A 19,767-nucleotide genomic window follows, 5' to 3' on the forward strand; every position below is an offset into this window, starting at 1 on the left:
CAGCTGGTATATGATGCTCTCTTTGGAGTCACGAAATAATCAGGCCCCCAGGACACTGGGCAACCTTTTTTATATATGCTGCGATGAGATGCAGGACATCAGCTTTACTCAGGCAGTCTTGCTGATAATTGACCTTCTAAGGCAGTCTTTGGTTGATTTCTTATTTTTGTCGGAACAGCAGGTCAATGCGTTCTTGAACCATTTTTGTGCTTCTCTATCCTTGATATTTAAAAAACGCCTGAAATTTTCAATATGCGAAAGTTGAGTTAGTTGACAGGCGCCGTAGATTTTTATTTAGTTTTTGAAGGGGACAACCCAGACAATCCTTCTTGCCACCCAAGAATATCAACTGCATAAGCAAGAAATTCCTTTAACGTGTTATCACGCTGTTCTTCGAATTCCTGAAAATACGCTGAACTTAATGACGCCAATGCATGTATCAACTGTGGAAATTTGTTTATGAGAATTGTTTTATCTAATGCCTTATTTTGTAAACGCTGCCTTGTTTTTATTTTTCTATAATTTTTTTCCTTTCGCTCAAATCTTGGTTTTGAAGCTTTATGAATAACCATTTCCTGCAATTTATCAATCATATTCTGGTATTCGTTATTTAGAACTATGGAAAGATGCAGAAAATAATATTCACTAATCTGATTTATATCCTCAGTGGTTGCAATTTTAACTTCTTTTCTGTCTTCATTATTTTCTTCTCGTCTATTATCTCCTAAGATTTTCTTTCTGATATTTTTCTTATTTTCATAATATCCACGCAGAAGGATGGAAAACATATTAAGATTCATGATATATATTTTGATTTGTAAAAGCATGCCGAGAACATCATCATCTAAGATATATAAACCGTTCATTGTAAGATTTTCAAGTTTAACAAGAGCCTGAATAATTTTCTGCTCAGTTGCTATTCCTTGACTGGAATAACAGTTTTCATTATCCTTTAAAGATAAACCGCTTATCTCAAAGTTGTTTTTCACGGCATCAATGTTTTCCGGAAATGCAGCCGTCTTGCTCTGGTCTTCAACAAATGACCTAATAGCATCATATTGTTCAAGGCGCAAATCTAGTACCCGCGCTTTAACCTTTTGTATTTCTCTTTTCTTGTCAACAAATAATGTTGAAAATATTGCAACAAGAACCGACGCGAATAAGACACCCAGTAGTTCTATAAGGTTTCCTACCATAAAATCCGGTAATTTATTCAGCAATGCTGAAAATTCCGAAGCCGCATGTGAAAACCAACCAAATATGTATTCAAATAAAACCTTCATTGCCACACCTCCTGATCATGGAGGAATGGTGTCACCACATACTCATTTGCTTTGAAATGCTTACATAATATATCAAATGAAGTACCGGTTTTCTCTGCAATTATATCTATTAGCATCCGAAAGAGCCCTATCTCATTCACAGCATATAATGTTTCGCGAAATTTTCCATAAAAGAACCTGACTTTTTCCTCTTCATTTTTAAACGGAGGTTTGCTGCAGGATCTTAAATTATACAGTTCACCAACTAAAGCACGCTCAAAATCGGCTTGCATTTTTACCATATCGAAGTCTATTACCATACCGACTTTTGGAAGAAACTCTTTTAAAATCTCATCGGTGGTTGACTCATCTAAAAGCGTCCCATCAGGCATTGGTGTAGTCATTAAATATTTGTAGTATCCATCAAGCTTTGACAGATACAGATAAACATATATAAATTGCTTATAAGATTTAGGACCTACCAAATGGAGCTTGTTGGTATAAAAACTGTCAAGTGACTTAACAATAGTTTGAAGTTTTTCTCTGCCCTCAAGGAAAGGAGGATACTCTACTGCAGGTCTATCCTTAAGTGTCGCAACCCCATACTTATCTAATTCACTACGGATATCCAATTCAGTATCCAGAACAATGGTTCTTTCGTTGATTCTTGCCATTGAATCCAGTATTTCAAGATAAGCGGTTATTCGGTCATTAAGAATTTTCCCTTCACGTTCATTCAAAGCTTCTTGCTTTGACAACCAATGAATTGTAATAAACCCTACAGCTCCTGCAACGATAATTGTAGAAAGGAAACCGAAGATGCCCTGCCATATACTTTCTGATAACCCAAGAAAAACTGTCTGGTCAATCAACTGTGGCCTCCTCCCTCGTATACCAGGCCACAAACCTGCCGATTCCTGCATCGATGGAAGTGTCCGGCTTAAAGCCGACGTCTTTCACCAAATCCGTCACGTCGGCGTAGGTTTGATACACATCCCCCGGCTGCATGGGGTAAAACTCCATGATCGCCTTTTTGCCCACGGCCTTTTCAATGGCCCCGATGAAATCCATCAGTTTCTCCGGCTTGTTGTTGCCGATGTTATACAGCTTATGCGGGACATCCGTCATGGTGAGCACGGGAGAGTTCTCGATCAAAGGCAGGATCCCGCCGACAATATCATCGATATAGGTGAAATCCCTGTACATGTCACCGTTGTTAAACACCCGGATCGGCCGATCCTCCATGATCGCTTTGGTAAAGGAAAAATACGCCATGTCCGGCCTGCCGTACGGCCCGTATACGGTGAAAAACCGCAGGCCCGTCGCGGATATCCGGTAGAGGTGGCTGTAGGTGTAGGCCATCAGCTCATTGGACTTCTTGGTGGCCGCGTAGAGGCTGACCGGGTTATCAACGGGATCGTCCGTGGCAAAGGGGACTTTTTTGTTGTTGCCGTAGACAGAGCTGGACGACGCGTACAAAAGATGCCGCACCGGGTAGTGTCTGCAGCATTCCAGGATATTAAAAAACCCCACAATGTTGGACTGGATGTAGGCTTGCGGGTTTTCAATGCTGTAGCGCACACCGGCCTGCGCCGCCAGATTTATGACCACATCAATGCTGTGGTCACGAAACAGAGCCTCCAGGTGCCCTTTATCAGCCAGATCTATTTTGTAAAAGGTGAATTGTTCATATTTCTTGAGAATATCCAATCTGGCATATTTCAGCCGGACGTCGTAATAGTCATTCATATTGTCCAGGCCGATCACGGGGCAACCCAGCTCCAAAAGCTTTTGTGACAGATGCATGCCGATAAACCCGGCCGCGCCCGTCACCAAATATGTTTTTTTAACATCTACTGATTTCAGCTTTTTCATTAAACACCCACGCCATAGTATTTAAAGCCCTTTTCGACCATGCTCTTTTTATCGTAAATATTCCTCAAATCAAAGAAGTAGGCGCCGGCGCCGATTTCCTTGAATTGATCAAAATCAAGGTTTCTGAATTCATTCCACTCGGTCAGGATCACCGTGGCGTCGGTATGCTCTAAGGCTTCATAGGCGCTGTCGCACCAGGTGAGGCTGTCCTGGATATCTGCAAAACGCCAGATCCCTTCTTTTTGGCCCGCAGGGTCATATACCTTGAGCTTTGCGCCGCGTTTTACCAGTTCCGGCAGAATCACCAGCGACGGCGCCTCCCGCATGTCGTCCGTGTTCGGCTTGAAGGTCACGCCGAGCACGGCCAGGGTTTTATCGTTTAGATCCTCCAAAGCCACAGCAATTTTATCCACCATTTTCAGTTTCTGGCGGTCGTTGGCAGCCACTGTCGCTTCCACTAGAGATATGGACTCCCCGCAGTCCCGGGCAATTTTCGCCAGAGCCCTGGTATCTTTGGGAAAGCAGCTCCCGCCAAAACCGGGGCCGGCGTGCAGGAATTTGGGGGAAATGCGCCCGTCCCGCCCCATTGCCTTGGCCACCTTTTGCACATCCGCGCCGACCTTTTCGCAGACATTGGCTACTTCATTGATGAACGTGATCTTCATAGCCAGGAAGGCGTTGGACGCGTACTTGATCATCTCCGCGGTTTCGATGTTGGTTTCCACAAAGGGGGTTTCGTTGATATAAAGGACCCGGTAGACTTCCTTCATGACGCTGATGGCCCGGTCGCTTTCAGCACCGAGGATCACCCGGTCAGGATGCATGAAGTCTTGAACAGCGGAGCCTTCCCGCAGGAACTCCGGATTGGACACCATATCAAAGGTATAGTCAACTCCCCGCTCGGCAAGGATAGCTTGCACCGCTGCCTTGACCTTTTGTCCGGTGCCCACCGGCACGGTAGACTTGTTCACGATGACCTTATAGCCGTTCATATGGGTGGCAATGTCCCTGGCAACGGCAAGCACATACTGCAAATCCGCGCTGCCGTCGTCCGCCGGAGGAGTACCTACTGCGATGAAGATAGCATCGTTGTTTTCAACGGCGGACTGGATGTCCGTGGTAAAGTCAAGGCGTTTGTAGTAGTAGTTGTTCTTGACTATCCTTTCAAGCCCCGGTTCAAAAATGGGAATGACGCCTTCTTTGAGACAGTTGATCTTATTTTCGTCAACGTCGACACACGTTACTGTATGACCAAAGTCTGATAAGATTGCGCCGGATACAAGGCCGACGTAGCCGGCGCCTATTACTGCTATTTGAGACATGATGTGAACACCTCGTAAGTTTCATTTAATACCTTAGTCCAATTCTTCCATACGATTCCTACCGAATTTTTACGTCCTATACATCTTATCATAGTAATGAACATAATCACCAGACACGATATTCTCAATCCACTCATTGTTGTTCAAATACCATTCAATGGTTTCTTTTATTCCACGTTCAAAGGTATATACGGGAGCCCAGCCAAGCTGGGTTGTGATTTTCGTATTATCAATAGCATATCTTCGATCATGACCGGGCCTATCTTTCACGTATTTAATCAGGCTTTCCGACTTACCTAACGTTACAACGATGAACTTTACTATCTCAATATTGGCCTTCTCATTATTACCACCGATGTTATAAACCTCTCCAGCTTCGCCTTTATGTAAAACTACATCGATGGCAGAGCAATGGTCAGATACATGCAGCCAATCCCTTACTTGCATCCCATCACCGTAAACCGGTAGGTCTTTCTCTTTCAAGCAGTTGTTTATCATGAGCGGTATCAACTTTTCCGGGAATTGATAAGGGCCGTAATTATTGCTGCATCGTGTAATATTGACCGGCATACCAAAAGTCTGGTGATATGCCCTTACAATCATATCCGCGCCTGCCTTGGATGCTGAGTACGGGCTGTTTGGCAACAGGGGGCTAGTTTCCATAAACATACCTTTTTTGCCTAACGCGCCATATACTTCATCCGTTGACACCTGCAAAAATTTAACTCCCGGCTTGTACTCCTTGCAATACTTGTCACCGGGTTTTATTTTCCAGTGCTTCTTTGCAGTATCAAGCAACACCTGTGTGCCAAGGATATTTGTTGTCAAAAAAATCTCCGGTTCAACAATGCTTCTATCCACATGAGATTCTGCTGCGAAGTTCACTACAGTATCGATGCCATAAGTAGAAAAGATTTCGTCAATTTTTGCTCTATCTCTGATATCAGCTTTAATAAAAGTATAGTTGGGTTTACCCGCCACGTCTTTTAAATTTTCCAGATTGCCGGCATAGGTAAGCGCATCTACATTGATCACCTTATAACCAAGATGCCTGTCCAGCATCATTTTTACAAAATTGCTGCCGATAAAGCCGGCTCCACCTGTTATCAATATATTCTTCATTTTACTCACCTAACTGATTATTCAATTCTTCTAAATACCTTTTCAGTGCATCTTCCCAATGAGGCAATCTATTAAAGCCATTCTTATCAAGCATATCTTTCGATAATTTTGAATTCAGTGGTCTTCTCGCCCTTGTTGGATACTCCGATGTTGATATTGGATTCACTCCAATATTTATCCGAGCCAGCTGAAAAATTTTTAAAGCAAAGTCATACCAACTGCAGTAACCCTCATTAACCGCATTGTAAGTTCCATAATTTGTAGTCTGAAGCATATCACATATCAGAACGGCCAAGTCCTTTGTATATGTCGGTGCTCCAATCTGATCATTAACCACGTCGATTTCATCTTTTGTTTTTCCGAGCTTCAGCATTGTCCTCACAAAGTTGTTCCCATTCTTTCCGAATATCCATGAGCTTCTAATAATGAAATACTTGTCCAGTGCTTCTTTAACAACCAGCTCACCTTGCTCCTTTGAGTATCCGTAATAGTTAACCGGCGCTGTCGGCTTATCTTCCTTTTGTTCGTCTGTTCCTTCCCCGTCAAATACATAGTCGGAACTGACGTACACCATCTTGGCATCTATCTTTTTACAGATTTCCACAATATTCCTTGTACCGTCAACATTTGCTGCATAGCATTTTTCTTGCTCATCCTCCGCTTTATCTACTGCCGTATAGGCAGCGCAATGAACAATAACGTCCGGTTTACAATCTGTGATATATGCTTCCGTCTGCGCTCGGTCTGTTATATCAAAATCTTGTCTACCAACGCCTATGCTATCAATTTGAAGCAGATTCAGCCTCTTAACTACATCATAACCCAACTGACCATTCACACCGGTTACCAGTACTTTGATGCTAAAATTAGCATCACTGTCTTTTAAAAGGGGTGCGTTCAAATCTTTTTGTGATAATATGGGTTCCTCAACGCCCCAGTCAATACCAATCTCCGGATCATTAAATTTAATGCTGCGATCGTGTTCTTTTGAGTAATATTCATCAACTTTGTATTGTACCTCAACATCTTCTGTTATCGTTAGGAAAGCATGACCAAATCCTTTTGGTATGTATAATTGCTTTTTATTATTCGCAGACAATTCAATGCTATAATACTGCTTGTATGTATCAGAGCCTTTTCTTAAATCAACTACGGTGTCAATAATCGCACCTCTGGTACATCTGACCATTTTTGTCTGCGCCATCGGATGGATTTGAAAATGGATTCCTCTAAGTATACCTTTTTGTCCCGAATAGGAATGATTGTCCTGAACAAAATCAGTATCTATTCCATGATCAGCAAATATTTTTTTATTATAGCTTTCTGCAAACCATCCTCTATTGTCACCATGTATATCTGTCTCAATTATTAGTAAACCTTTGAAACTAGTTTTTATAACCTTCATTATCAACACCTCTATCTGTCTGAATTAATACTGAATCTTTCCTGCAGCGACTTTCTTGAGATGCTCTCCGTATAGTGACTTTCCATATAGTTCCGCTGAGTCCAACAACACATCTCTGCTAATCCAATTATTCTTATATGCTATCTCTTCCGGTGCAGAGATCTTAATGCCCTGTCGTTTTTCAATCATCTGAACAAAGCTTGCTGCTTCTATCAGACTATCCATAGTACCGGCATCAAGCCAGGCGTAGCCACGTCCTAACAGCTTAACGTTAAGAGTTCCATCCTCCAAGTATATACGGTTCAAGTCAGTGATTTCAAGTTCACCTCTCGCAGAAGGTTTAATCTGCTTGGCATACTCTACAACACGGTTATCATAGAAGTACAAGCCTGTGATGCAATAGTTAGACCTGGGCTGCTTCGGTTTTTCCTCTACTGATATGACTCTGCCATTCTGATCAAACTCCACAATGCCATATCGTTCCGGGTCATTAACATAATAGCCAAATATGGTTGCTTTGCCTTTTTGTGCGTTCTCCTTGGCTGCTCTAAGAAGCGTTCTGAATCCATTACCATAGAAAATATTATCACCCAGAACCATAGCACAGCAATCGTCACCAATAAACTCCTCGGCAATTAGAAAAGCCTGTGCAAGCCCGTCCGGTGAAGGCTGCGCCTTATAGGAAAGCTTGATGCCGAACTGTCTGCCGTCCCTTAAGAGTTTTTGAAAATTCGGAAGGTCAGTCGGTGTGGAAATGATGAGTATATCTCGTATCCCCGCCAACATCAGAGTTGACAGCGGATAATACACCATAGGTTTGTCGTAAACGGGTAGCAGTTGTTTACTTGTAATCATGGTCAGCGGGTAGAGTCTCGTTCCAGAGCCGCCGGCCAGAATAATGCCTTTCAAATTTGATTCCCCCTATTTTTCATTACCTTGTTGGTTAGCGCAGCTATCCCTTTAAACTTTTTTCTAAATGCTGCAAAAAATAACATGTATGCAAATAAGTAAGCGGTAAAAGCCATGAAGTTTTGTAGACAAGAAAACGCCAAAACAAAAATAAATACCAACATGCATTCGGCAATCAAATCTTGTATTATGTTAAACCTCATCATTCTTGAAAGAAACAAATCCGCCATTATACTTCTGCAAGCAGTAGCAACTAACATAAATATTCCAATTACATATATGTTGCCAATTATATACGCGCCTATTAAACTAAGTGACATACTTATGAATACTGCACTAAGATTGATAAAAAAAAGAACTTTCTCTTTTCTTAGCACTTTTAAATAGGTATTCGACAATAACTGCATTTTCGCTGAATATGTACACACAGGCAACAACACAACCAAAATCTCAAGACTTTCCTTGTACTGGGGAAGCCATATGCCAATAACCAACTTTAATGGCAGATAAAATATAAGTACCGCTGGCAACATTATACTCAAAACATCTCGTACCGACCTATATACCTTTTTTTGGTTTTCTCCATTTGTTTTTCTCAAAGCTGGAAACATAACCATACTAATTTGATTAATAAACAGTAATACAAAAGCCGTCAAAGATAGAGAAAAAGAAAATTTTCCAAATGCCTCAATGCCCCAAACGGTATCTATCGTCCAGCGGCCACTGCCAATTATTAGTTGGCTCGAAATATTGGAAAGCATAAGGAAAATCCCAACATATATATTGATTTTCGCTTCGCGTACCGTTGTTGTTATCTTTGATAAATGAGCAAATACTATTTCCTTTCCATAATAAACGCAGTAAATGAGAGATAACAGCCGACTTACAAGGTATAAGGCAACGAACAACTCGAAACGATTAATGCCCGCGATCAAAAGGCCAAGAACACTAATTATAAATACTATCTTATCAACCATTATCGAAATAGAGTAACGTCGCGTGTCGTTTATAGCTTGGAACAGATAGCCCAAATAATTTGATGCATTGAAAAGAATAAGGTGTATACCTGTTGTAATCAATACAAATTTACGTTGCGAATCATCTGTATAATTACAAGCGTATAATACAATACCAATAGCTATAATTGTTTGAGTAGCAACCGCTGCCCAGAATTGTGAGCCTATTAGTGAATGATTCAGTTCTTTGTATTCTTTTCCCCCATGTCGGAGGTATAAGCCGTCGTTTAAACCAAAGTGAAAAAAACCAATGTAGTTGCTGTAGAACAAGAATAGCTGCCAATATCCAAACTCTTCTACCCCAAGAATTTTAGGTACTACTAAAGACATAAGTATACTTAGAAATAAAGATATACCTTGAGCTCCAAAAGCAAACATTAGGTTGTTTGCGAATTTCCGCAAAACGCTTTCTTCCACTCCCGCAGTTTCCTCCATAGGTGATTGATTAAACTCGAATATTCCCTGATTCTGGTTGTCTTATCGGATTTCCCTTTTTGAGTTACCTGATTTCTGATTAAACAAACACCTATGCGCCATTGTATATTTTGAAAATGGCATCAGCAATTTGAGTTGATATGACCGTACTGGAATATCTCTCTAATGCTACTTTTCTTCCGCACACACCAAGTTCATTTCGCAATTTTGAGTCCCCGGCAAGCATTATAAGTGCATTCACCCAATCTTTATGGTTTTTTGCGGAGAACCCTATTTCACCTTTTTCAAGCGCCTCTGCATTCATGCCTACCGGTGATACAACTGCTGGAATGCCACATGCCATATATAAGAGCATCTTATAAGCACACTTGCCTCTATTCCATGGATTGTCTTCAAGAGGCATCAGTCCAATATCCATTTCCTGATAAACGGACACCTCATTCTCCGGACTCCAGGCAACATACTTAATCTTATCTTTTGGGATTTTACTGAACTTCGGCGGGACATTGCTTGAGACAAGCAGCTTAACCTGCTTATTTGAACGCAGCACATCAATTAGCGCATCTTCAATTTTGTATAAATCCTTATAGTTGGACGATGATCCGCACCAGCCAATCACAATATCATCTTTATCAACACGTGTTGCCGGCACAAATCGTGATGTATCCACAGCAGTGTTCTGGACGAAAACATTTTTATTGAATTTTGATGCATATTCCGCTAAAACATTGTTGCCGCAAAATACTCCATCGAAAGTGCTAAGAATCTTATCTACGCTGTGAAAGCGTTGTCGAAGATAGACTGCATCATCAAAATCGAAAATTTTAGGTTGGGCAATAAAACGCTCCAATGTATAAAGAGTAGCAAGCATTTCTTTTTGAACAATGTAAATATCTGCCCCTTTTGCACGAATTATGTCCTTGCTACGACTTATAAGTTCTGACGCTCCCCAAAATAGACGTCTGAAAATTCCTGCCGATGGGTATTGTCCGTGTAAAGAAGGATAATCGCATATGTATATACCATGTTCAGTTAATAATTGGATGTGCGGTCTTATTCTAAATCTAGCGGATGGTGTGGTATTGCTGCCGGAAAAAAGTGCGACTTTCATTAGTTGTCTTTCTCCTATAAATTATTCTTCTTCGCTTCTTATTTTTGTAAAAATTAACTGCCTTTAAAACCCCATAAGTAACTATACACAAGAACAATATTTTGAAATTTAAATAGTAGTTTAGGAAAGATATGAACATAACGTACATCAACAAAGCTGATACGAATATCATATTAGGTTTACGATATCGACAGCTCAATTTATATAAGTAACCACATATTAACCCTAAAAATAAAAACGTAAATACACATCCTACGACTCCTAAATCAATATATGCCTCGCCTACCATGGTATATACATTTGTTCCTGCTCCATATGAACTTATTTGAACACCTTCTAATGGTTCGAACTGCTCCTTATCTGTCAAACCTAAAAATGAAATTAATTTAAAAATCGGTGCTAATACAACATAACCTTTGTATGGAAACATTGTCCCCGTAGATGCTTCAGCAACGCTAAACGAAGCCCATCCTCCTGTTATATAAAGATAAGGTCTTTGAAATATAGACAGAAATTCCGGAAAATTAGAGCCGCCAAAATTAACAACTGAATATTTATCAATAATATTTGTATAAAAAACAAAAAAAGCAATCCCTGCAAAAGCAAGAAGCAATATATAGCGAAACTTAATTTTCGGAGCAATCTGACTGTAAACAAAAAATCCTACCACTAATGTTATAATTAAGTATGATTTAATGCCTGCCAAAAATAGCCCGGTCATTGCCAAACACACACAAATTATGTCCAGAATACGAACTTTATCTTTGAATGCACAGAAAACGAACATTGGAAAAACCAGAATACCCATTACATTTAAATATCCAATATATTGTTGTTGCAGATCCATATATTGAATGAATGATGTATCTGCGAGGATATAAGAAAGGCTATATATTCTCAAGATCTCTCTAAGGCTCAGCGTCCACCCAACAGTTGCTATTATTGCAATTATGCTCATACTCAAGCGAACTATTTCGACCTCTTTTATTATGAGACTATGCGAATCCTCCTCATTTTGCTGTATTCTTTTAGTCTTCCCTTTAACTGAGTTAAATATGGCATCACCAAAAGTAACGCCGAAAAACAGTGATATTTCGCTTAAGAGTAACAAAAATAACACAATTGTTTTAATATCTGTATACGAGAGGAGATTCATTAAGCACAACAACAATGACACACTACTTATAGACGTGTATATACTCAATGGTGAAATCCATCTATGATATTTGCGTTGGCTATATATGATACTTATAACTGTTAGAAAAATTTGAAAAATAACTAAAATCGTGTTTATTATTGATTGTATTACAATCACCCTTTTGCTATTTTGTTAATTAGACACTATATATTTCATGTACATTTTTACATACTCATTCGCTATCGCGTGAATATTGAACCCACATTCAACAAAATTTTTTATTGTGTTTATCCGAGGTATTGTGGCTTGCTTTACAACCGCAACAGCCCATATTTTAGGGGCCTCTGATAGGCTCATATACTTCACTAAGTCAGTTATGGCTACTTCTTTGGTAATGGTATCTGAAATAACACAAGGCAAGCCGGCAGCTTGGGCTTCCAAAACTACACCTGGTAGTCCCTCGAACAGTGAAGGGAAAAGCAACACGTCAAAAGCTTGTAAAAGCATTGGCACATCATTACGCGACCCCATGAATATAACACTCTTACCTACACCGATGTCTTCCGCGTATTCCCGCATTTGCGGTTGTTTTTCCCCGATACCTACAAGTATTAGCACAGCATGCGGTTTTATCTTTTGAAGTTTCTTAAATATATCTAAAACAAATTTGTGATTTTTCTGTTCGACAAACCTTCCAATATGACCAACAACCAGGTTATCCTTCACTTCCAATTCAGCTCTTATTTTTTTGCGCAATTCAGCATTGAAAGTATATTTTCTTGCATCAATGGCATTTCTAAGAATTCTAACAATACCTGCCTCCATCGCCTTTTTGCCGAATACATATTCACCAGCTTCTTTTGATACAGCCAGCATTTGTGTTGATTTGCGAAAAATAATATTTCTTGTTAATGCTAAGAATACCTTCTGCACAAATCCACTTTGGTTGCTATTTCTCGAATGGGTAATTCTAACGGGAACAGAGCTTTTTTGGGCAGCATTTAGAATTACAGCGGCTAAATTTGTGACATGAATATGTATAATTTGAATTTCTGTGTGCTCCTTGAAAAATTGCTCCCATTCTTTATAATATTGGAGATAGTTGAATATTTTAAATTTCGGAAAGCTATATATGCGCGCTCCCATAGATTTGACTTCATTGTCAAAATCGCATTGCTTAGTAGTATGCACAGCAAAATCAAACTGGATTTTCTCTCTATTAATGTTCCTATAAATATCCATAATTCTGCTTTCTGCACCATTTTTGGCCAATGCACTTAATACATGAAGAACTCTAATTGGCTCCAAATTAAATTTCTCCATTTCTATTATCATTATGCCTAAAAGTATTTAAGACAACATCATTTACTTTATTCACTTCAAATCTCCTCTGTGATATGTCTCAAATTGCACCCTAGCCTATCAATATTCCTATAGAGACTCATAATCATGGTCTTCGGAACCATTTCTTGGTATTCCATTGACAGTACTCTTATTGCCTTCATTATTTTATATACTCCAGACTGCTAACCTCTCTTGTCGTCAAAAGCACTCAATATGATTTTATTTACCTCGTTAACATCGAACTTCTCCTCTGCGATGCGACGCGATTCTTTTCCCATCCGTTCTGTTTCAGAGGGGTGTTCTATCATCCATATCATTTTTTCTGCCAGTGCATCTGCATCTCTTGGAGGTATTAAAAATCCATTTACTCCATTTTCCACAGTTTCTCTACAGCCCGGAGAATCCGTTGTAATAATTGGACGCCCTGTTGCCATGGCTTCCAAATTAGTTCGGGGTACCCCCTCTCGATAATATGAAGGAAGAACAAAGACACGACATTCTTGGTAATATATAATCGGGTGGTCTGTATATGGTAAATGCTCAATAATCCCCTCATTAATTGCATGTTGATAGGTTTCCTGCTCTTTTATTGACAGTTTTGAATCAAGAGTCCCTACAATACGAAATGAAGCCATAGAATACTTTTTTTTCACAATTCTGGCAGATTTGATAAATTCAAATATGCCCTTCTCTTTTGCCAGCCGTGCCAACATCAAAAATATCATTTTGTCGGTCAGATATGTATAAGGGTATCTTTGCAAACTTACTCCCGATCCATTTATAAGAGTTGCTTTTTCTTTATTAACAAGTTTTAGCATTAACAGTAACCGTAGGTCATCCGGGTTCTGAACAAATACTTTTTTTGAAATTTTAAATCCTATTTTTAACATTGGGAAACTCATAGCTCTAGCAACTCTCCCACGCGCATCTTCTTTCATAAACAGGTTTCCTGCTCCATTAATAACGCTAATGATACTTTTAAGGCCTGCAAGTCGTGCTGCTATCGTTGCCCCAGGTACAAAACGGATACCAAATATGATTATTGCATCTACACGACTAGATTTATATGCGCTAATAAGGGATAATATAGACTTCAATTCCTTTATTGGGTTTAAATTATATCTGGCTACATCTACTTGTATGTACTCAATTCTTGAGTTTATCTTTTGTTCTTCACTTCGCAAATCGTTTTCGGGGTCAAATGCAATAACTTCGTGTCCCATCTTTATCAGTGAATCTACTAATTCCGGACGACCTTTTTCCATTCTGCTTGCGCGCAACATCATTACTGCAACTCTCATTTCATTTCACCCACTGCATTTGTCGTTTCCATTTAGGTTAAGAATAATCGCTAAAATCGTATCAGATCTTGGTTGTAATCTTAACTTATTTCATTTTTTTATCTATCAGTGATATATTCATCCAGATCTCTGTCGCTTAACATCTTCACAATTTTATAGGTATTCATACACAGATTCTATGCCACACTAATATATAGTTTTCATTCACTGTATCTCAGAAATCTACATGGATTTCCTATCCATATTTCATTTTCTCCAACATTTTTTGTTAGCACAGTTCCCATTCCAATTGTAGCATTATTCCCAATTGTAAGATGTTCTCTTATTGATGAGTTTAAACCAATATGCACCCCTTTGCCTACTTTTAAATATGCACCAACGCAAGCTTGTGCAGCTGCGTGAAAATAATCACCTATTTCATTATCATGACCTATAGTTGCTCCTACCATAACAATAGAATTTTTCCCTATAACAGTATTTGATGATATTGAAACATTTGGCATTATAACAACACCTGGATATAGTTTAACATTTGGTGCAATATATGCTGTTGGATGGACAAATGTTACTAGTCTGTTATTCGGAATACCTAAGCTTTCAATCTTATTTATTCTTTCTATATTACCATCGATTCTTAGAATAGTATTTATGAAATAATATTCATCAAAATATTTCTTAATATTTTCCAGTGAATCTAATACTGGATACTCCTCAATGAAACTTCCCTTTTCTTCACCATCATTTAAGTATCCATAAAATTTAAATTCATTATAACCTCGTCTATTAGCATCAACCATAGCATTGGCAATTGTTGTTCCATTTCCTTTTCCACCTAAAATTAATACTTTTTTCATTTTTCCACCTCTTAGTTAACAATTTCTATCTTTATCTTTTTACAAGCTTCCTCACATATTTCTCTCGCTTTAATTGGATTATCTGCTTGTGAAATTACATAACCCACTCTATCATGGCTACTTTCGATTTCGTTTATAATAGAACCAATTCCTTTCACTATTTTTACTAGCCTTACTCCTTTTATAATTTTCGCATCGTCCACTCCAATAATTTTTTTTATTTTTCCCACATTAGCAGATATATATTGTATGCAAGACGCCTTATCTAATGTTTTTTTAATATACACTTCTTCATTTAAAGCATACTTTATATTTAAATCCACCATACTAATTCCTGTAGATAGAGGAACCAAATACGTAGTTATATTATCGCCACCTAGTCTGGCCCCTATTTCTACAATTTTAGGTCCTTCTTCTGTGACTATAATTTCTGTATGTGATGGCCCATTCTTAATGCCTATTGATTTAACCGCCATTCTTGCTACTTTTTCTATTTCCATCAATGTTTCTTTGCCCAATAAAGATGGTATACTGTGTCTCAATTCAACAAAGTGTGGTAAACCAGAAGTTTTTTTATCTGTAATGGCAATTATATTAACTACGCCGCCAATAGAGAATGTTTCAACACTAACTTCTGGACCATTCATATATTCCTCTAGTAGAATCTTTCCGTTCTTAGCATGACTTAAACTATGTTTATATGCTTTTTCTAGTTGACCTACCTCTTCTACTAAAAATACCCCTCTACTTCCCGAACTATCTGATGGTTTAACAATAAAACTCCCTGTAAAATTCTTACTAGCACTAATATAATCAACATAGTTAGTTACAACAAAATATTTTGGCATGGGAATATTTTTATCTTTTAAAACTTTTCTCATTTCACTTTTATCTGTAACTCTAATAGCAGTTTTTTTATCAATAGTGTTTAAATTAAGTTTTTCTCCAACAGCTGCAACAGATCTTACAGGCATATCTGTAGCAAGAGTCATTACTCCATCAGGTTGTAACCTTTCAGCTTCCTTTAAAATACCCTGAATATCGTTGGTGCTAACTAAACATTTTACATCTGCATATTTAAAACCCAAAGCATTTTGGTCTATATCGACTGATAATACTTCATATCCCAATTCTTTGGCCCTGATAATAGCTGGCAATTGCAGTACCCCTGCACCAATAATCATTATTTTCTTTTTCATATATCCCTCACGTTTTTATTGATTTAAGAAAAAATTTTTTATCACATCCACAGGCTCAATAATCAATTATACTAAGATTTTCTTTTTCCCTAATTCTATAGTTGCGTTCCAAAACTTTTTTAGCCTTCTTGAATAAAGGTGGACCAATAAACTTATTGTCTAACACTGCAACCCCTACTCCATCCCTTTGAAACATTTCATAGGCTTCCACCATCTGTTTAGCATCATTTACCTCTTTTTCAGTGGGTGAAAAGTATTTATGTACTAACTCAATCTCTTTTGGATTTAATACAAGCATTCCTTCAAATCCAAGTTTTTTAGCAATAATAATATTCTTTTCTAGATCTTCTAAATCATGAACCCTGATGTGAACTGTGTCAATCGGAATAACATCTTGACTTCTTGCCGCAATGGCAATTAAGGATCTTGCTGTAAAAATTGTTGATGCTTCTTCATCATTAATACCGTCAATGTCTGTGAGGTAATCTTCACATCCGAAGGCAATCGCAATTACTCTATTCGAAACCTTACATATTTCCTCAGCATGTAATACAGCAGATGCGGTTTCAATCAGAGGTATTATCTTAAAAGTGCCATTTTTATAGCCTCTCTCGCACTCGATAGTATCTAATAATTTGTCAAAAAAATAAATATCTTTACCCGTATTGGACTTTGGATACATAAATCCATCTACACCAGGAATAGCTAGATCAATGATGTCTTTAAGCAACTCCCCACTCTCTCTATCATTTATTCTTGGAAAAACATGAGTATCTTTAAATTTACCCAAGGCAATATATTCTTTAATATTATTTCTAGCTACTACTTTGTTTTGTTTAGATGGAACAGAATCCTCTAGATCTAGTAGTAATATGTCAGCATTCGTTTTTAGTGCACTTTCCATTAATTTTATATTATGTGCTGGAACAAACATCAAGGATCGCATTGGGTAATTAAACATCGTCAAACTTATCCCCCATTTTTTTAACAAGAACTTTACGTCTAAACTTCAAAACCTCAACTTTATTTTGATTAAAAACATTCGTTTCTACGTAAATAATGCCTCTATCTCTTTTTGACTTTGAATCAATCTTTTCTAATATTTTAGTTTCACAATAAATTGTATCCCCGATAAAAACTGGTTCTAAATGCTCAATATTCTCATACATTAAATTTGCAATAGCTTTACCACTGATTTCTGGAACAGTAATTCCAACCGCTAAACTAAATACTAGTGTACCTACTACTAATATTTGCCCATGCTGCTGTTTTGAGGCATAGTCAACATTGATATGCACTGGATGATGATTCATAGTTAACAATGAGAAAAGATTATTATCACTCTCAAAGATCGTTTTTGATGTTTTATGAATTACAACCTCTCCAACTTCAAATTCTTCAAAATATCTACCTATCTGTTCCATAAGCCCTCCCGATTAATATATTTAAATAAAATGATTATCCCTTTAGCTCAGCAACCACTTTACCATGGAACACGTGTTTGATATACTAATTATGCAAACTAACGTTCTGGGTTGATGATGTTGGCAAAGCAAGAAAAGATTAACTTGATAGATTTTCAGCAAAAGTTTTCAAATGAAGAAGCCTGCCTACAGTACTTGTTTCAAAAACGTTGGCCTAATGGATTCCAGTGTCCCAGGTGCGGCCATAATCGCTGCTATGAAATAACTACTCGTAACCTCTATGAGTGTACCAGATGCCACTACCAAGCTTCCGTTACCGCAGGTACAGTCACGGAGAAGACTCATACTAAATTGATGATTTGGTTTTGGGCCATTTATCTTGTTGCTCATGACAAACGTGGTCGATCTGCTACTTCGATAAGTGAAGAACTGGGTGTTTCATACAAAACTGCTTGGCTGATGTTGCAAAAAATTCGTAAAGCCATGGGAGACAGAGATTCACAATACATGCTTAGCGGGATCGTAGAACTTGACGATTTTTTTCTTGGTGCACCAAATGAAGGTGGAAAACGTGGGAGTGGGACAGAAAAATCGCTCGTTCTAGCCGGCTTGTCTCTGAATAATCAAGGATATCCTTTATTCCTAAAAATGCAAGTTGTATCAGATGTAAAAGGGGTCACCTTGGCGGAATTTGCTCATTCTGTTATTGGATCCGGTTCCAAAATCTCAAGTGCTGCTTATCGTTCATACTTAAAACTTGCTAAAGAAGGTTTTGAGCATAAACCCAAAGATTTTGATCCAAAACAAAATCCCGACCATTTAAAGTGGCTCCATACTGTCGTTTCAAATGCTAAAGCCTTTATTGCCGGTACTTTTCATGGTCTTGATAAAAAACATCTACAGGCTTATCTCAACGAATTCTGTTATCGTTTTAACCGTCGTCGTTTTAAAGGTGAATTATTTAACCGCCTTTTAACGTGTTGTCTCGAAACGCCAACAGTTACCTTTGCTGAGCTAACGTTATAATCATTTTAAATAATAATTTTACAAAACAGAACACCACTTTCCTTTGATATTAGCTTGCAGTAACTAAATTTTTGCACTTCATCATACTTAATAACATAAGGCCTTAGGTTATTTTAAAATTTGAAATAGAAAAATTAAATTCAGCTGTTTATTTGCCTTGAATTTGAATGTATGTTTTTACGTTTTAAACTAGTAATTAGTGTTATAAAAATAATTTTGAGGTCAAGAAGAAAATTTAGATTATTAACATAAAATACATCATTTTTAAACTTATCAACTGCAGAAATAGAGTTCCTAAAATAAGCCTGACTATAGCCTGAAATCCCCGGTCTTACACTGATTTTTAATTTCTCTTCACCTTGATAATGATTAATTGCTTCTGGCAAATCTGGTCTTGGACCTATAATGCTCATATCGCCTTTGATAACATTCAGCAACTGCGGTGTTTCATCAATACTGGTCTTACGAATAAACTTCCCTATTTTAGTTAGCCTGGGATCATCCTCTGCGTTGTATGTGGAACGATCTTTATTTCTAATATCAGGCGCATTCATCTTCATCGAGCGAAATTTATACATTTTAAATACTTTCCCATCCTTGCCTAGTCGTGGTGCGTTATAAAAAATTGAGCCTTTGTCCTGGAAGTAAATGCAAGGACCGATAAAAATCAATATTATAAACCAAAATGGCAGAGCCATTAAGGCTAAAATCAGATCAAATAGTCTCTTAAAAAGGTGCCTATACATTTTATCACCTTATAGTGTTATTTATAATATTTCTGCCAGAGCAGCTTTAAATGTCTCAATTACATACTCTACATCCTCATCACTAAGTAACGTATGAAGCGGAAAAGTTATCTCATTCTCATACTGCTTATAAGCATTGGGGTACTCACTTCATAGGTGTTCGGTTAACCAGAATTAGGTAACTCATAGATAATAATAAAGAAGGGAAAACCCTCAAGTCGACAGAATCAGGGAATATTCAAGTATAAATAATTTCCAGGAGGTCGCCCTGATGACTG

At 38.0% G+C, this 19,767-nt stretch carries 18 protein-coding genes and 2 pseudogenes; 1 reads left to right on the top strand and 19 read right to left on the bottom strand.

Annotated elements, in window-relative coordinates:
- Positions 1–290 precede the first annotated feature (290 nt).
- From Psfp_RS15070 to Psfp_RS15145, 17 genes and pseudogenes are all read right to left on the bottom strand, one after another.
- On the bottom strand, positions 291–1,283 hold the full coding sequence (locus Psfp_RS15070; protein WP_134219370.1) for a hypothetical protein: 993 nt from the start codon (positions 1,281–1,283) through the stop codon (positions 291–293).
- Positions 1,280–2,134 (bottom strand): hypothetical protein, encoded by an 855-nt coding sequence (locus Psfp_RS15075; protein ID WP_134219371.1) that lies wholly within the window; start codon positions 2,132–2,134, stop codon positions 1,280–1,282. Before Psfp_RS15075 ends, Psfp_RS15070 begins: the two co-directional genes overlap by 4 nt.
- Positions 2,127–3,137: an NAD-dependent epimerase gene (locus Psfp_RS15080; RefSeq protein ID WP_134219372.1), complete on the bottom strand. Its 1,011-nt coding sequence runs from the start codon at positions 3,135–3,137 to the stop codon at positions 2,127–2,129. The genes Psfp_RS15075 and Psfp_RS15080 overlap by 8 nt, the downstream gene beginning before the upstream one ends.
- Positions 3,137–4,459, bottom strand: a complete 1,323-nt coding sequence (locus Psfp_RS15085; protein ID WP_134219373.1) for a UDP-glucose/GDP-mannose dehydrogenase family protein — start codon at positions 4,457–4,459, stop codon at positions 3,137–3,139. Before Psfp_RS15085 ends, Psfp_RS15080 begins: the two co-directional genes overlap by 1 nt.
- Positions 4,460–4,528: 69 nt before the next feature.
- Positions 4,529–5,581: a dTDP-glucose 4,6-dehydratase gene (rfbB, locus tag Psfp_RS15090; protein ID WP_134219374.1), complete on the bottom strand. Its 1,053-nt coding sequence runs from the start codon at positions 5,579–5,581 to the stop codon at positions 4,529–4,531.
- A 1-nt stretch (position 5,582) separates the two neighbouring features.
- Positions 5,583–6,440 carry a dTDP-4-dehydrorhamnose reductase gene (gene rfbD / locus Psfp_RS22310; RefSeq protein ID WP_243120696.1) on the bottom strand — a complete coding sequence of 286 codons (858 nt, stop codon included), beginning with the start codon at positions 6,438–6,440 and terminating at the stop codon, positions 5,583–5,585.
- A gap of 3 nt (positions 6,441–6,443) precedes the next feature.
- A pseudogene (gene rfbC / locus Psfp_RS22315) lies at positions 6,444–6,986 on the bottom strand (dTDP-4-dehydrorhamnose 3,5-epimerase); the annotation flags it as partial.
- A gap of 24 nt (positions 6,987–7,010) precedes the next feature.
- Positions 7,011–7,895 carry a glucose-1-phosphate thymidylyltransferase RfbA gene (rfbA, locus tag Psfp_RS15100; RefSeq protein WP_134219376.1) on the bottom strand — a complete coding sequence of 295 codons (885 nt, stop codon included), beginning with the start codon at positions 7,893–7,895 and terminating at the stop codon, positions 7,011–7,013.
- Complete coding sequence (locus tag Psfp_RS15105; protein WP_134219377.1) at positions 7,892–9,328, bottom strand: hypothetical protein; 1,437 nt, start codon at positions 9,326–9,328, stop codon at positions 7,892–7,894. The genes rfbA and Psfp_RS15105 overlap by 4 nt, the downstream gene beginning before the upstream one ends.
- A gap of 109 nt (positions 9,329–9,437) precedes the next feature.
- Positions 9,438–10,457, bottom strand: a complete 1,020-nt coding sequence (locus tag Psfp_RS15110) for a glycosyltransferase family 4 protein (RefSeq protein ID WP_134219378.1) — start codon at positions 10,455–10,457, stop codon at positions 9,438–9,440.
- Entirely contained in the window at positions 10,411–11,772 is a 1,362-nt protein-coding gene (locus tag Psfp_RS15115) for an O-antigen polymerase (RefSeq protein ID WP_134219379.1), read from the bottom strand. Before Psfp_RS15115 ends, Psfp_RS15110 begins: the two co-directional genes overlap by 47 nt.
- 15 nt (positions 11,773–11,787) lie before the next feature.
- The gene (locus Psfp_RS15120; RefSeq protein WP_243120694.1) at positions 11,788–12,903 is read right to left on the bottom strand and encodes a glycosyltransferase family 1 protein; all 1,116 of its coding nucleotides are present in this window, start codon (positions 12,901–12,903) and stop codon (positions 11,788–11,790) included.
- A gap of 218 nt (positions 12,904–13,121) precedes the next feature.
- The gene (locus Psfp_RS15125; protein ID WP_134219381.1) at positions 13,122–14,240 is read right to left on the bottom strand and encodes a glycosyltransferase family 4 protein; all 1,119 of its coding nucleotides are present in this window, start codon (positions 14,238–14,240) and stop codon (positions 13,122–13,124) included.
- Positions 14,241–14,440: 200 nt separating this feature from the next.
- A complete protein-coding gene (locus Psfp_RS15130; RefSeq protein ID WP_134219382.1) occupies positions 14,441–15,094 on the bottom strand; it encodes a DapH/DapD/GlmU-related protein in 654 nt (217 codons plus the stop codon).
- A gap of 11 nt (positions 15,095–15,105) precedes the next feature.
- A complete protein-coding gene (locus Psfp_RS15135) occupies positions 15,106–16,293 on the bottom strand; it encodes an ATP-grasp domain-containing protein (RefSeq protein WP_134219383.1) in 1,188 nt (395 codons plus the stop codon).
- Positions 16,294–16,348: 55 nt separating this feature from the next.
- Positions 16,349–17,254 carry a CoA ester lyase gene (locus Psfp_RS15140; RefSeq protein ID WP_134219388.1) on the bottom strand — a complete coding sequence of 302 codons (906 nt, stop codon included), beginning with the start codon at positions 17,252–17,254 and terminating at the stop codon, positions 16,349–16,351.
- The gene (locus Psfp_RS15145) at positions 17,247–17,717 is read right to left on the bottom strand and encodes a MaoC family dehydratase (RefSeq protein WP_134219384.1); all 471 of its coding nucleotides are present in this window, start codon (positions 17,715–17,717) and stop codon (positions 17,247–17,249) included. Before Psfp_RS15145 ends, Psfp_RS15140 begins: the two co-directional genes overlap by 8 nt.
- Positions 17,718–17,837: 120 nt before the next feature.
- Between Psfp_RS15145 and Psfp_RS15150 the strand changes: the two genes are divergently transcribed.
- Positions 17,838–18,743 carry an IS1595 family transposase gene (locus Psfp_RS15150; protein WP_134219385.1) on the top strand — a complete coding sequence of 302 codons (906 nt, stop codon included), beginning with the start codon at positions 17,838–17,840 and terminating at the stop codon, positions 18,741–18,743.
- Between the two features lie 140 nt (positions 18,744–18,883).
- Here the strand turns inward: Psfp_RS15150 and Psfp_RS15155 are convergent, their stop codons facing one another.
- Positions 18,884–19,489: a sugar transferase gene (locus Psfp_RS15155; protein WP_134219386.1), complete on the bottom strand. Its 606-nt coding sequence runs from the start codon at positions 19,487–19,489 to the stop codon at positions 18,884–18,886.
- 21 nt (positions 19,490–19,510) lie between these two features.
- Positions 19,511–19,636, bottom strand: a pseudogene (locus tag Psfp_RS22320) (capsular biosynthesis protein); the annotation flags it as partial.
- Between the last annotated feature and the right edge of the window lie 131 nt (positions 19,637–19,767).

Source organism: Pelotomaculum sp. FP, from assembly GCF_004369245.1.
Classification (GTDB): domain Bacteria; phylum Bacillota; class Desulfotomaculia; order Desulfotomaculales; family Pelotomaculaceae; genus Pelotomaculum_C; species Pelotomaculum_C schinkii.